The following is a 12,711-nucleotide window of genomic DNA, read 5'->3' on the forward strand; positions in this document are numbered from 1 at the left end:
ATTCGGCCCAGACGCCAACAAGGCTCCGTGGCGTCACAGCAGTGACGTCGACGCAATAAGGAAATAGGAACCCGACATGGTTGATACATCCATCATCGTGCTCGGCGTCGTCATGTTCACCGTGATCGTGCTGGGGCTGGTAGGGGTCATTCTGGCCGCACGCAGCCGCCTGGTGAGCAGCGGTGACGTGGCGATCGAGATCAACGGCGACCCTGACAACACCGTGACGACGCAGGCCGGCGGGAAGCTGCTCCAGACTCTCGCCGCCAACGGCATCTTCCTCTCCTCGGCATGCGGGGGCGGCGGTTCCTGCGCTCAATGCAAATGCCAGGTGAGCGACGGCGGCGGCTCGATCCTGCCGACTGAGGAGTCCCACTTCACGCTGCGCGAGAAGAAGGAAGGCTGGCGCCTCTCCTGCCAGGTGCCGGTCAAGCAGGACATGAAGATCCGCGTGCCGGACGAGGTCTTCGGGGTCAAGAAGTGGGAGTGCGAGGTGGTCGAGAATCCCAACGTCGCCACTTTCATCAAGGAGCTGAACCTGAAGTTGCCGGAAGGCGAAGAGGTGGCGTTCCGTGCCGGCGGTTACGTGCAGCTGGTGGCGCCACCCTATGACGTCAAGTTCTCCGACTTCGACATCGAAGAGCAGTATCGGGGTGACTGGGATAATTTCGGGCTTTTCAATATCTCCCACAAGAGTGATGAAGAGGTGATTCGCGCCTACTCGATGGCGAACTATCCCGAAGAGAAGGGGATTCTCAAGTTCAATATCCGTATCGCGACACCGCCGCCCAAGTCGAGCCATCCGCCGGGGCTGATGTCCACCTACGTGTTCAGCTTGAAGCCGGGTGACAAGGTGACCGTGATGGGGCCGTTCGGTGAGTTCTTTGCCAAGGATACCGAAGCCGAAATGGTCTTCATCGGCGGCGGTGCCGGCATGGCGCCGATGCGTAGCCATATCTTCGATCAGCTCAAGCGTCTGAAGTCCTCGCGAAAGATGTCGTTCTGGTATGGCGCGCGCTCCTGGCGCGAGACGTTCTACAACGAAGAGTACGACCAGCTCGCCGAGGAGTTCGACAACTTCGAATGGCATCTGGCGCTCTCCGATCCGCAGCCGGAAGACAACTGGGAAGGGCCCACCGGGTTCATTCATAACGTGCTGTACGAGAACTATCTCAAGGATCACCCGGCGCCGGAGGACTGCGAGTACTACATGTGCGGGCCGCCGATGATGAATGCCTCGGTGATCAAGATGCTGACCGACATGGGTGTCGAGCCCGAAAACATCATGCTGGATGATTTCGGCGGATGATCGAGCGGCTTGAGCGCCGAGTGACGGGGCCGATCCTTCTGGGGTTGGCCCTGTTGCTATTCGTACTGCTGGCCGGGTGCGAGCGCGATCCCCAATCCTATCGGCTGGAAGGGCCGATCTTCGGCACCGGATTTCACATCACCTTCTACGGTGACTACGACGACGAGAAACTCGCCGATATCGAACAGTCGGTCAAGGACGCGCTTCATGACGTCGATCGTTTGATGTCGACCTACAAGCCAGACTCCGAGCTGTCGAGATTCAACCAGGCCGAGGTCGGCCAGCCATTCGAGTTGTCCCCTCAGACCGCGGAGGTGGTTCGAGAAGCGATCCGCGTGGGCGATATTTCCGACGGCGCTTTCGATGTCACGGTGGGTGCCGCCGTCAACCTGTGGGGCTTTGGACCGGACAAGCATCCGGATCGCGTCCCCGACGACGACCAGATCGCGGAAGCGTTGAAGGAGGTCGACTACAAGGCACTTGAGCTCGACGGCAACACGCTGACCAAGACCAAACCGGTGTATGTCGATCTTTCCGGGATCGCCAAGGGGTACGGCGTCGATGCGGTGGCGCGAGCGCTGGATGCTCTCGGCGTGGATCGTTACCTGGTCGAGGTCGGTGGCGAGATCCGCACCCGCGGTGACAAGCCTGGCGGTCAGCCATGGCGCATCGCGGTGGAGAAACCGGTCTCGAATGAACGCAGCGTGCAGCGTATCATTGAGCTGGACGATTCCGCCGTGGCGACTTCGGGCGACTATCGCAACTATTTCGAAAGCGATGGCAAGCGCTACTCGCACACCATCGATCCGCGAACAGGGCGGCCGATCACGCATCATCTGGTCTCGGTGACGGTGATCACGTCCGACTGCATGACCGCCGACGCTCTGGCCACGGCGATCGATGTATTGGGTCCCGACGCCGGCTATACCATGGCGGAGCGAGAAAACCTGGCGGTCTATCTCGTTGTCAAAACACCGGAAGGCTTCGAAACGCGCGTTTCTACGGCGTTTCAGAGCTATCTCGAAGATTCGGAAACGGAGGATCGGTCATGACGATCTGGATTCTGGCCTTTGCCATCATGCTGCTGCTGGTAGCCGGCATGGCGATTGGCGTCATCCTCGGAAACAAGCCTATCGCCGGATCCTGCGGCGGCCTCAATACGCTCGGGCTCAAGAGCGGATGCGAGATCTGCGGCGGGAACGACGAAGTCTGCGAAGAAGAGAGCCGCAAGAACATTGCCGGCGCACGCCGACGCAGCGACGAGAACCGCGGCGCGGATCTGGGCTACAACGCCGTCAAGCGATGACCGAGGGTATCACCGGGTTCGCTTGTCGGTTGCCACGAGCCAATCGGATCGTACCAGCCATCAGGTAAGGAGTAGGCGAAGCACATGGCAGTTCACAATTACGACGTCGTGGTCATCGGCTCGGGGCCCGCGGGCGAAAGCGCTGCGATCAATGCGGCGAAACACGGCAAGCGTGTCGCTATCGTCGAGCGGCAATCCTCCGTCGGCGGCAACTGCACCCATTGGGGGACGATCCCCTCCAAGGCGTTGCGGCATCAGGTCAAGCAGATCATGCAGTTCAATACCAACCGCATGTTCCGCGATATCGGTGAACCCCGCTGGTTCTCGTTTCCCAAGGTGCTCGAGCGGTCTCGGGTGACGATCGATCAGCAGGTCGAGCTGCGCACCAAATTCTATTCCCGCAATCGCATCGATCTGTTCTTTGGCGTGGCGCGCTTTCGCGATGACAATACGGTCGTGGTACGGGACAACCACGAGGGCGCGGAAGAACTGAGCGCACCGCAGTTCGTGATCGCTACCGGATCGCGCCCCTATCGCCCGGCCGACGTCAACTTCCGTCATCCGCGTATCTACTGTTCCGACACCATTCTCGGCCTTTCGCACACCCCGCGGACACTGATCATCTATGGGGCGGGTGTGATCGGTTCGGAGTACGCTTCCATTTTTTCCGGGCTGGGCGTCAAGGTCGATCTGATCGATACCCGTGAGCGCCTGCTGTCCTTTCTCGATGACGAAATCAGTGACGCGCTCTCCTACGAGCTGCGCAATTACGGCGTGTTGATTCGTCACAATGAAGAGTACCGGAGCGTCGAGGGCGACGAGGCCGGCGTGGTGGTCAATCTGGAATCCGGCAAACGGCTGCGTGCCGATGCCTTCCTGTGGGCCAACGGTCGTACCGGTAATACCGACGATCTCGGCCTGGAGAACATCGGGCTCGAACCCAACGGCCGCGGCCAGTTGCAGGTCGATAACCACTATCGCACCGCGATCCCGCATATCTATGCGGTCGGGGACGTGATCGGCTGGCCGAGTCTGGCGAGCGCGGCCTACGACCAGGGGCGTAGCGCCAGCGATGAATTTCTCGGGGAAGATTTCCGCTTCGTCGATGATATTCCCACCGGGATCTACACCATTCCCGAGATCAGTTCCGTCGGCAAGACCGAGCGCGAACTGACCGAAGCCAAAGTCCCCTACGAGGTGGCTCAGGCCTTCTTCAAGGATACCGCTCGGGCGCAGATTACCGGCGATACGGCCGGCATGCTCAAGATCCTGTTCCATCGCGAGACACTGGAGATCCTGGGAATTCACTGCTTTGGCGATCAGGCTTCCGAGATCGTTCATATCGGTCAGGCCATCATGCAGCAGAAGGGCGAGGCCAACACGCTACGCTACTTCATCAATACCACATTCAACTATCCCACCATGGCCGAGGCCTATCGCATCGCTGCCCAGAACGGCTTGAACCGACTTTTCTGAATGGCCTGAACGTCGTTCGCCCCGGATCTGCAGCCCATCGAGGCTTCGCGATCCGGGGCGACGGCGTTTCTGACGTCTCGCTTTTGCAGGATGGCTGACGCTGGCCATTCATGTCGCGCCATCGGGGTGGGCACGGCTCAGACTTCTGAGTCTTCGCTGCTGGCGGCGTCCTGTTCGCGTTGCTTGTCGAGCGCGATCTGCAGTGCGGGATTACGATAGCGGTAGACGCGCAGGCTCTTCAGGAACACGTCATCCTCGAGTCGCTGATCGGAGCGCCGGGCGCGGGTCCGCGTCGCTGGCGGGCGTACCGGTGGATCGTTGAGATGCGGCAGCTTCAGCGCCGGATCGGGAATGAAGAGCGGCAGGGGCAGGTTCATGGCGCGTCGCATCCGCCCGTCCGCCAGCGCCTCGCGGAAGAACAGGTTGGCCCGCATCACCGGTGCCTGTTGCTGGATCTGCGCCAGTGGCTCGCCATCCGGGATGTCGGCAAGTTGGCGCAGCTGAATCTGAATGTGCGCCGCCGACAGATCCATCTGCTTCAATCGGGCTTCGGCATCGGCGACGCTCACACGCTTGATCGAGCGGCCGCTGGTATACCAGGCCAGCCTGACCCGAGAAAGCGCAGCGTCGGCGACCGGGATCTGGCGCCAGCACTGCTTGAGATGCAGCCGCGCGAGCCCCTGACCACGCAGGTGGTCGTGCAGAACCGGATGCCTGAAAGGCAGTACGGCCTTGATCTCAGCAATCAGCCGGGGAGCGGATTGGCGGATCCGCTTCAGCGTCGAGGCAAAGCGGGCTTTGGCGAGATTGACGGCCTCGACCGCTTCCATCAGCACCGCCCCGGCAACGATCACGCCGATGTAATTGCGCGTCTCGCGGCCATCCTGGCCATCCTGATACCAGAAGTCGGTCAGCGCCCGGCGTAGCCAGTCTGCGTCGATGACCGTCTCGCCCAGCGCCCAGGCAGGCGTCGGATCGTCGGCGTAGGTGGCCGCCAAGTGTTCGACGGCATCGATCAGATGGTCGAAGTCGGATTCCAGCTCGGCCAGCAAGCGGTACTGTAGTTCCATGTGTGGCCTCTATCCATAAACGCTACTTTATACCGTTATCCCGAGAGTTTTGTCTACCGCCACAGGGAAGACGAGATCGGCCTGTCATCCAGAGCGTGACATCTCGACCTGCAGGATAGTCGCGGCGGTCGCCATCTGTGCCGCCGCGACGATGCGGGTTCAGCGGTCGCGGTAGCGGCGCGTCAGGTCGCCATAAGCGTCTACCCGGCGGTCCCGCAGATAGGGCCAGATACGCCGAACGTCTTCGCTGCGCGACAGATCCACCTCGACGAGAAGATTCTCACTCTCCTCACCGCCATGCGCCAGCAGTTCGCCTTGAGGACCGCAGACGAAACTCCCGCCCCAGAAGTCGATACCTTCGCCGACCCGGGACAGATCGGGTTCGTGTCCGACCCGGTTGGCGACGATGACCGGCAAGCCGTTGGCGACGCCGTGCGAGCGCTGGATCAGGGTCCAGGCATCTTTCTGACGCTGCTTTTCCGCGATGTCGTCGGAAGGCGTCCAGCCGATCGCGGTGGGGTACAGCAGCAGCTCGGCACCCGCCAGTGCCATCAATCGCGCCGCTTCCGGATACCACTGATCCCAGCACACCAGCACGCCCAGGCGGCCGACGGAAGTGTCGATCGGCTCGAAACCCTGGGTGGCGTTCTCGTCGCCCGGGGTGAAGTAGAACTTCTCGTAGAAGCCGGGATCGTCGGGAATGTGCATCTTGCGATAGTAGCCGACACGACCCCGGGCGCGATCCAGCACGATCGCGGTGTTGTGATAGAGCCCGGCGGCACGACGCTCGAAGATAGAGCCGACGATGACGATGTCGAGCTCCTGCGCGAGCGCGGCCAATTGCTGTCCGGTCGGGCCGTCGAGCGGTTCGGCGAGATCGAACAGGGCGGTATCTTCGCTTTGGCAGAAATAGTGGGTCGCGTGCAGCTCCTGCAACAGAACCAGTTCGGCACCTTGGGCCGCAAGCTCGCGAATGCCGGCTTCGCTGGCCTGGAGGCTGCGCTGTTTTTCCGGCCAGGCCTGCTGTTGTACCAGACCGACTTTGAGCGTCTTGGACATCGTCTCTCCTTACTGGGGGAAGAGCGCGGGGTTCAGCGAACCGCGCGGCAGCTGCATGGTTAGACAATGGAGGCTGCCATGTTGGCGGATGACCGCGCGGCAGTCGATCGGTACGACATCGCGGCCGGGGAAGGCATCGTCGAGCACCTTGAGTGCCCGGAAATCGGCCGCGTCGCCATAAGTCGGCACCAGCACCGCGCCGTTGATGATCAGAAAATTGGCATAGGTCGCCGGCAAACGATGACCGTCCTCCGGGTCGAAGCAGGCCTTGGGCCAGGGAAGTGCCAGCAGACGATAGGGCGAACCGTCCTCGCGGCGCAGGGCCTTGAGTTCGGTCTCCATCGCGGTCAAGGCATCGTGGTGCGGGTCTTCGGGATCGTCGCAACGGACGTAGGCGATGGTGGCCGGATCGCAGAACCGCGCCAGCGTGTCGATGTGGCTATCGGTATCGTCGCCCTCGAGATGGCCGTTGTGGAGCCACAGTACGCGCGAGACACCCAGCTGTTCGTTGAGGCAGGTCTCGATAGCATCGCGGTCGAGATCGGGATTGCGATTGGGATTGAGCAGGCAGGCGCTGGTGGTGAGCAGGGTACCTTCGCCATCGGTGTCGATGGCGCCGCCCTCGAGAATCAGCGCTTGAGAGACTACCGGGGCTGCGAACACTTGCTGGTCTGCCAGCGTTCGCGTCAGCGCATCGTCGCGCTCGGCGGGAAACTTGCCCCCCCAGCCGGTGAAGACGTAATCCAGAAGTTGGAGGTGACCGTCGCGCTCGACGGCGATCGGGCCATGATCTCGCGCCCAGCTATCATCGCTGTCAGCGAGCGCCAGATGGAAGCGCCTCGAAGTCACGCCCAGGGCGACGAACCGCGTGGCCAGACGTTCGCGCTGACGCTCGTCGTGCACGACGATCAGTACCGGCTGGTAACGAGTGATAGCCACGACCATCGCTTCCAGCGTCGCCTCGATATGCTCGAGCAACGGCGCCCAGTCGCTGGTCGGTGTCGGCCAGGTCAGTTGAATGGCATCTTGCGGCTGCCATTCGGGGAACAGACGCAGGGTCATGGTGTCTCCATTGCGCGTGAGGGCCGATGTGCGTGAGGGCCGATGTACGTGAGAGTCGATGGCGAGGACGCGGCATTGTAGGGCCTGATCGTGGCGATGCAAGCAGAGGATCGGCGTTCTCGGCACCAGGTGCGATCGGTAGTTTCACCGCGTTTTTCCACTAGCCGCCTCTCAAACCTGGACGGAGTGACAGTCTAGCGTGAGCGAGGTGACTGGCAAGCGGCAAATCGCTCGGCAAACGGGCGTTTTCCGGAACCGACAAAACCCGTAACATGAGCCGCTGCTGACAAGGAATCCAACCTGATGCTCGACCGTTTACCCTTTCTGGTGGGCCTGAGATACGTTCGGGCCAAACGACGTAATCACTTTATCTCTTTCATTTCGCTAACCTCGATGCTGGGACTGGCGCTGGGAGTCGCCGTTCTGATCCTGGTGCTGTCGGTCATGAACGGTTTCGATCATGAGCTGCGCACCCGTGTTCTCGGCATGGTGCCCCATACGCGTATCGAACAGCAGGGCGGCATGCAGGACTGGAAGGCGCTGGCCGAGAAGGTCGACCAGCACAAGGACGTGGTCGCTTCGGCTCCCTACGTGCAGCAGCAGGGCATGTTCTCGGCCAGCGGGCGCACCCAGGGCGCCATGGTCACCGGGGTTCAGCCGGAGTACGAACGCCATGTCTCGATCATCGACCAGCACATGCAGGCGGGGACGCTCGACGAGCTCTCTCCCGGCAGTTGGCACGTCGTGCTGGGTTCGTTGCTGGCGCGCAATCTCGGCGTCGGCGTCGGCGATCGGGTGACGCTGCTGGTGCCGGAGGCGTCGATCACCCCGGGGGGGGTATTCCCGCGCCTGAAGCGCTTCACCGTCAGCGGGATCTTCAAGGTCGGTGCCGACCTGGACGCCAACCTGGCCTACGCCAATATCGAGGATATGCAGACCCTCGCTCGCCTCGGCGACAAGGTCGACGGTCTGCGCCTGGAACTCGACGATCTGTTCAAGGCCGGGCCGGTGACGCGGGACATCGTCTCGAATCTGGGGTCCGGTTACCGGGGCATGGATTGGACCTATACCCATGGCAACCTGTTCCAGGCGATCCAGATGGAGAAGCACATGATCGGCCTGCTGCTGATGGTGATCGTCGCCGTGGCCGCGTTCAACATCGTTTCGACGCTGGTCATGGTGGTCACCGACAAGCATGCGGACATCGCCATTCTGCGAACGATCGGTGCCAAGCCGACATCGATCATGGGAATCTTCGTCGTCCAGGGGCTGGCGATCGGGATCATCGGTATCGTGATCGGCGTCGTGGCAGGGGTCATCCTGGCACTGACGGTATCCGACATCATCGCCTGGGTGCAGGCCGTCACCGGCATTCAGTTCCTCGATCCCAATGTCTATTTCATCAGCTATCTGCCGTCGCGGCTCGAAATGAGTGACCTGGGCGTGATCGTCTCCAGCGCGTTCGGGCTGACCTTCCTGTCGACGCTCTATCCGGCCTGGCGAGCGGCGCGCATTCAGCCGGCCGAGGTGCTGCGTTATGAGTGAATTCAATTTCAGGTCATCGTCCGCCAGCGGAGACAACATCATGCTCGACTGCCGCCAGCTCACGCGGACCTACAGCGAAGGACCGCAGGATGTCACGGTTCTGGACCACCTGGATCTGCAGGTGCGTGCGGGAGAGCGAGTGGCCGTCGTCGGAAGTTCGGGTTCGGGCAAGACCACGCTGCTCAACTTGCTGGGCGGTCTCGATGATCCCAGCGGGGGCGAAGTCGTCATCGGCGGGCAGTCGCTGGCGGGGCTGGGCGAGGCGGCGCTGGGCAGTTTCCGGAATCGCTATATCGGTTTCGTCTATCAGTTCCACCACCTGCTGGCGGAGTTCACCGCGGCGGAAAACGTCGCCCTGCCACTGATCATTCGCGGGCAGAGCCGCAAGGTCGCCGTCGACAAGGCGCAGCAACTGCTGGATCGCGTCGGCATGGCACCGCGGGGTGCCCACAAGCCCGGCGAGCTGTCGGGCGGCGAACGCCAGCGTGTTGCCATCGCCAGGGCGCTGGTCACCGATCCCAGCCTGGTGCTGATGGATGAGCCAACCGGGAATCTCGATCAGACCACGGCGGCCAATATTCTCGCGATGATGGACGAACTGGCCGCGACCACCGCCTGTGCATTCGTGGTGGTCACCCACGACATGTCGCTGGCGGCCCATCAGGATCGCACCATGCGCCTGGACAAAGGGCGGTTGACCGCCATCAACGCGGTGTGACCGGGCACGGGTAGTTTCCGCGAAACCTGAGAGTTTTCTCAAAACCTAAAGCTGGCGCCGCCCTGGACGATCAAGACTCCAGGGCGGCTTTTTTTGCGCCGTGAATGTCGAAAGTGAAGACGCTAAGCGAGAGCGCGGTGTCGGGAGAGAGGCGTCGGTCGAGGATCAGTGTTTCTGTCGACGCTGGCGGCGTTTCGCGCGTCTTCGCCAGCTGCGGGAGATCTGCCAGCGCCAGATGAGCCGAACCAGAACATTGCTGACGAAAGCCAGCGCGAGGCCGACGATCACCGAGCCGACCGCCAGCGGAAAAATGATGTGAGCCATCTGTTCTGCGATCCACATCGTGGTGATGTGATCCGGTACCGCGCGCGCGGGGTAATCCATGACCCAGGCGCCCACACGGTAGTTGAAATAGAACACCACGGGCATGGTCAGCGGGTTGGTCAGCCAGACCAGGCTGACGGACAGGGGGAGATTGCCGCGAAAGCAGTAGGCGCCGAAAGCGGCCAGCAGCATCTGACAGGGGATCGGCAGCATGGCTGCGAACAGGCCGACCATGCAAGCGTTGGCAACGCTATGGCGAGACAGCACCCACATCGCCGGATCGTCCAGCATATGGTGCATGAAACGCAAAGAGCGAGTGCGCTGAAGCCTCTCCTGGCTGGGAATGTAGCGTTGTAACCATCGACGAGACATGAGGCCGCTCGCTGAACGAAGAAGGCCCATTATCCATACAACCCCAAGGCCCCGCCATGTTAAGTCGGTTTATCAGGAGTTCCGGCGTTGTCGGTCGCTGACATCGGAAGGCTCGGCTCGGCATTGACGAGGCGAACGGGCTGGGCGGCGCCAATGGCGATGGCGGCGATGGCAGGATCGTTCTTCGGTTACCAGGGTGGGAGTGCGCTATCCGCGGCCTTGCTCGCGATACCGGTCGCCTTCGTTCTAGCACTCGCGCTATGGCGACGTTCGCTATGGGGCACTGTGACGGTACTGGCGTTCCTGGTTTGCCTGTATGGCGTCGGCGAGCAGCGTGCGGGGATATTGCCGGCATCGCTCGCCGGACATGACTTCATTCTGACGGGGCGTGTCCTGACGCTGGATGTCGACCAGCGCCGGGCGCGTTTCCGTTTCGAGGTGGACAACTGTCAGGCCATGGTCGCTACCGACGCTTGCCCTGTCGGCACTCGGTTCAGGCTGTCCTGGTACGGCGCGCCGACGCTCGAGCCGGGCGAGCGCTGGCGGTTGACCGCACGCTTGCGTCAGCCGTTGGGGTTCGCCAACCCGGACACCTTCGATTACGGCGGATGGCTGTGGCGGGAAGGCATTCAGGCGCTTGGCTATGTTCGGGACGGTTCGCCCCGTCGTATCGCGGCTGCCCCGTTCTCGTTGCGCCAGAGAGCGCTTGAGCAGTTGGATCTCGTCGACATCTCGCCTCGCGGCAAACGCTGGCTGGCCGCGCTGACATTAGGCGCCGGTGAACGTCTGAATGACGATGACTGGGATCTGCTGAACGCGACCGGAACGACTCACCTGATGGTCATCTCGGGACTCCACATCGGTCTCGTTGCGGCGCTTGCCCTGTGGTTGCTGAGACGTCTGTCGCGATGGCTGCAGCCTTTTTCCTGGCGGATGACGGTCTGGCCGTGGCTGGGTGCGGGGCTGGCGGCCTTTGCCTACGCAGGGTTGGCGGGTTTTGAACCGCCGGCAGTACGCGCGGCGATCATGGCGGCGATCGGCCTGTGGGCGACCAGCGGTCGTCATGCCCCCGGCTGGTGGCAGGCCTGGTGGCTGGCCCTCGCACTGGTGGTGGTCAGTGCCCCCCTGGCGCCGTGGCGTCCTGGGTTGTGGTTGTCCTTCGTCGCGGTCGCCGTCCTGATTCTGGCCTGGTCGGGCCGGCCCCGTCCCTCCGGCTGGCAAGGCTGGGCCGTCGCGCTGCTGCGCAGTCAATGGCTGCTGGCACCGATCATGGCGGCGGCGGTGCTGCTCGCCTTCGGTCGATTGTCACCGCTGGCGCCGTTGATCAATCTGTTCGCGGTTCCTCTCGTAGGCAGCCTGATGGTGCCGCTCGGTTTCGCAGGATGGCTATTCGGTGCCTGGCCATCGCTGGCAAGCTGGGTCTGGTGGCCTTTCGATCACCTGGCCAACGCATTGGCCTATATCTTTGCACTCGCTGCCGATAGCCTGCCGCTGTGGACGCCGGAGCCCTGGTGGCGGTGGCCGATCGCCAGTGCCTTGCTGCTGTGGGGCCTGCTCTGGCTATTGCCGGGCGTAACGCGGATGACGCGGGCATGGACGTGCCCGGGGCTGTTGATTCTCGTACTGGTGCTCAAGGCACCCAGTCTGGATCGGGATCAACTGCTCGTCACCGTCTACGATGTCGGCCAGGGGCAGTTGGTCGAGCTCGAGACCCGGGATCGTCGGGTGCTGGTCGATACCGGACCCCGTTTTGCCTCGGGGTTCATGCCGGCCAGTTTGCTGTGGCCAGCGGGTCAGCGATTCGACGATGTCATCGTCACCCATAGCGATACCGATCATTCGGGAGGCGTCGCTGCGTTGCGCCAGGATCATCGAGTCGAGCGCTGGTGGGCGCCACGCGGCAACGATCTGGCCTTGCCATCTCGACCCTGCGTGGCAGGCGAAGGGTGGCGCGACGGGCGAGTCTCCTGGACGTTCCTGTCGCCGCCGGCCGGTGATATCGCACCGGACGCCAACGATCGCTCCTGTGTCCTGCTGGTCACGGTGGGCGAGCGCCGCGTGCTGGTCACGGGCGACGCCAGTGCAAATCGGGAGCGGGAATTCTTGGGTGCGCTGAAAACGGCGCTGCCGGGATCTCGTCGGCTCGACGTGCTGGTAGCCGGCCATCACGGCAGCGCGACCAGTTCTTCCCAGGCTCTGGTCGATGCCACGCGTCCCGTCGAGGTGATCTTCAGCAGCGGACGCGGCAACCCGTTCGGCCATCCGGCGCCGGTGGTCGTACAGCGATTCATCGATGTCGGCAGCCAAGTCTGGAACACGGCCTATGACGGTGCGGTTCGTGTCACGCTGTCGGCGGCCGGCATCGACGTCCTCACACAGCGTCACCCGGGCTGGTCGCGCCGGTCGGCTGTCGACGGCGCGGATGTTGGGGTAGAATCCAGCCCCTGAATGCGCCCGAGTCGCATCTTGG

Annotated in this window: 11 protein-coding genes; 7 read left to right on the forward strand and 4 right to left on the reverse strand. The window is 62.6% G+C overall.

Features of this window, described 5'->3' with window-relative positions; all coding sequences use genetic code 11:
- Positions 1-76 precede the first annotated feature (76 nt).
- From nqrF to sthA, 4 genes are all read left to right on the forward strand, one after another.
- Complete coding sequence (gene nqrF, locus DOM36_RS03225; protein ID WP_110641327.1) at positions 77-1,309, forward strand: NADH:ubiquinone reductase (Na(+)-transporting) subunit F; 1,233 nt, start codon at positions 77-79, stop codon at positions 1,307-1,309.
- On the forward strand, positions 1,306-2,361 hold the full coding sequence (locus DOM36_RS03230) for an FAD:protein FMN transferase (protein WP_075570655.1): 1,056 nt from the start codon (positions 1,306-1,308) through the stop codon (positions 2,359-2,361). The genes nqrF and DOM36_RS03230 overlap by 4 nt, the downstream gene beginning before the upstream one ends.
- Positions 2,358-2,615, forward strand: coding sequence for a (Na+)-NQR maturation NqrM (gene nqrM / locus DOM36_RS03235; protein ID WP_110641329.1), 258 nt, complete (start codon positions 2,358-2,360; stop codon positions 2,613-2,615). The genes DOM36_RS03230 and nqrM overlap by 4 nt, the downstream gene beginning before the upstream one ends.
- 84 nt (positions 2,616-2,699) lie before the next feature.
- Positions 2,700-4,091 carry a Si-specific NAD(P)(+) transhydrogenase gene (gene sthA, locus DOM36_RS03240; RefSeq protein WP_110641331.1) on the forward strand — a complete coding sequence of 464 codons (1,392 nt, stop codon included), beginning with the start codon at positions 2,700-2,702 and terminating at the stop codon, positions 4,089-4,091.
- 137 nt (positions 4,092-4,228) lie between these two features.
- Here sthA and DOM36_RS03245 read toward each other — a convergent pair whose 3' ends face one another.
- The 3 genes from DOM36_RS03245 to DOM36_RS03255 all read right to left on the reverse strand — a co-directional run bounded on the left by DOM36_RS03245 (position 4,229) and on the right by DOM36_RS03255 (position 7,282).
- Entirely contained in the window at positions 4,229-5,161 is a 933-nt protein-coding gene (locus DOM36_RS03245) for a DNA replication terminus site-binding protein (protein ID WP_075570652.1), read from the reverse strand.
- Positions 5,162-5,320: 159 nt separating this feature from the next.
- Positions 5,321-6,220 carry a carbon-nitrogen hydrolase gene (locus DOM36_RS03250; RefSeq protein WP_075570651.1) on the reverse strand — a complete coding sequence of 300 codons (900 nt, stop codon included), beginning with the start codon at positions 6,218-6,220 and terminating at the stop codon, positions 5,321-5,323.
- Positions 6,221-6,229: 9 nt separating this feature from the next.
- Entirely contained in the window at positions 6,230-7,282 is a 1,053-nt protein-coding gene (locus tag DOM36_RS03255; RefSeq protein WP_110641333.1) for an agmatine deiminase family protein, read from the reverse strand.
- A 303-nt stretch (positions 7,283-7,585) separates the two neighbouring features.
- Between DOM36_RS03255 and DOM36_RS03260 the strand changes: the two genes are divergently transcribed.
- A complete protein-coding gene (locus DOM36_RS03260; protein ID WP_075570649.1) occupies positions 7,586-8,827 on the forward strand; it encodes a lipoprotein-releasing ABC transporter permease subunit in 1,242 nt (413 codons plus the stop codon).
- A complete protein-coding gene (locus tag DOM36_RS03265; RefSeq protein WP_110641335.1) occupies positions 8,820-9,545 on the forward strand; it encodes an ATP-binding cassette domain-containing protein in 726 nt (241 codons plus the stop codon). Before DOM36_RS03260 ends, DOM36_RS03265 begins: the two co-directional genes overlap by 8 nt.
- A gap of 165 nt (positions 9,546-9,710) precedes the next feature.
- On the opposite strand, the gene DOM36_RS03270 is transcribed toward DOM36_RS03265, so the two are convergent.
- Positions 9,711-10,241, reverse strand: a complete 531-nt coding sequence (locus DOM36_RS03270; RefSeq protein ID WP_075570647.1) for a DUF2062 domain-containing protein — start codon at positions 10,239-10,241, stop codon at positions 9,711-9,713.
- 168 nt (positions 10,242-10,409) lie between these two features.
- On the opposite strand from DOM36_RS03270, the gene DOM36_RS03275 reads away from it, so the two are divergent.
- Complete coding sequence (locus DOM36_RS03275) at positions 10,410-12,689, forward strand: DNA internalization-related competence protein ComEC/Rec2 (RefSeq protein ID WP_232823712.1); 2,280 nt, start codon at positions 10,410-10,412, stop codon at positions 12,687-12,689.
- Positions 12,690-12,711 lie beyond the last annotated feature (22 nt).

This window comes from Salinicola sp. CPA57, assembly GCF_003206035.1.
GTDB lineage: Bacteria > Pseudomonadota > Gammaproteobacteria > Pseudomonadales > Halomonadaceae > Salinicola > Salinicola socius.

What these genes read in the sequence shown, in the direction of transcription:
- nqrF (WP_110641327.1), top strand. Translation starts at nt 77, where the DNA reads ATGGTTGATACATCCATCATCGTGCTCGGCGTCGTCATGTTCACCGTG.
- DOM36_RS03230 (WP_075570655.1), top strand. Translation starts at nt 1,306, where the DNA reads ATGATCGAGCGGCTTGAGCGCCGAGTGACGGGGCCGATCCTTCTGGGG.
- nqrM (WP_110641329.1), top strand. Translation starts at nt 2,358, where the DNA reads ATGACGATCTGGATTCTGGCCTTTGCCATCATGCTGCTGCTGGTAGCC.
- sthA (WP_110641331.1), top strand. Translation starts at nt 2,700, where the DNA reads ATGGCAGTTCACAATTACGACGTCGTGGTCATCGGCTCGGGGCCCGCG.
- DOM36_RS03245 (WP_075570652.1), bottom strand. Translation starts at nt 5,161, where the DNA reads ATGGAACTACAGTACCGCTTGCTGGCCGAGCTGGAATCCGACTTCGAC.
- DOM36_RS03250 (WP_075570651.1), bottom strand. Translation starts at nt 6,220, where the DNA reads ATGTCCAAGACGCTCAAAGTCGGTCTGGTACAACAGCAGGCCTGGCCG.
- DOM36_RS03255 (WP_110641333.1), bottom strand. Translation starts at nt 7,282, where the DNA reads ATGACCCTGCGTCTGTTCCCCGAATGGCAGCCGCAAGATGCCATTCAA.
- DOM36_RS03260 (WP_075570649.1), top strand. Translation starts at nt 7,586, where the DNA reads ATGCTCGACCGTTTACCCTTTCTGGTGGGCCTGAGATACGTTCGGGCC.
- DOM36_RS03265 (WP_110641335.1), top strand. Translation starts at nt 8,820, where the DNA reads ATGAGTGAATTCAATTTCAGGTCATCGTCCGCCAGCGGAGACAACATC.
- DOM36_RS03270 (WP_075570647.1), bottom strand. Translation starts at nt 10,241, where the DNA reads ATGTCTCGTCGATGGTTACAACGCTACATTCCCAGCCAGGAGAGGCTT.
- DOM36_RS03275 (WP_232823712.1), top strand. Translation starts at nt 10,410, where the DNA reads ATGGCAGGATCGTTCTTCGGTTACCAGGGTGGGAGTGCGCTATCCGCG.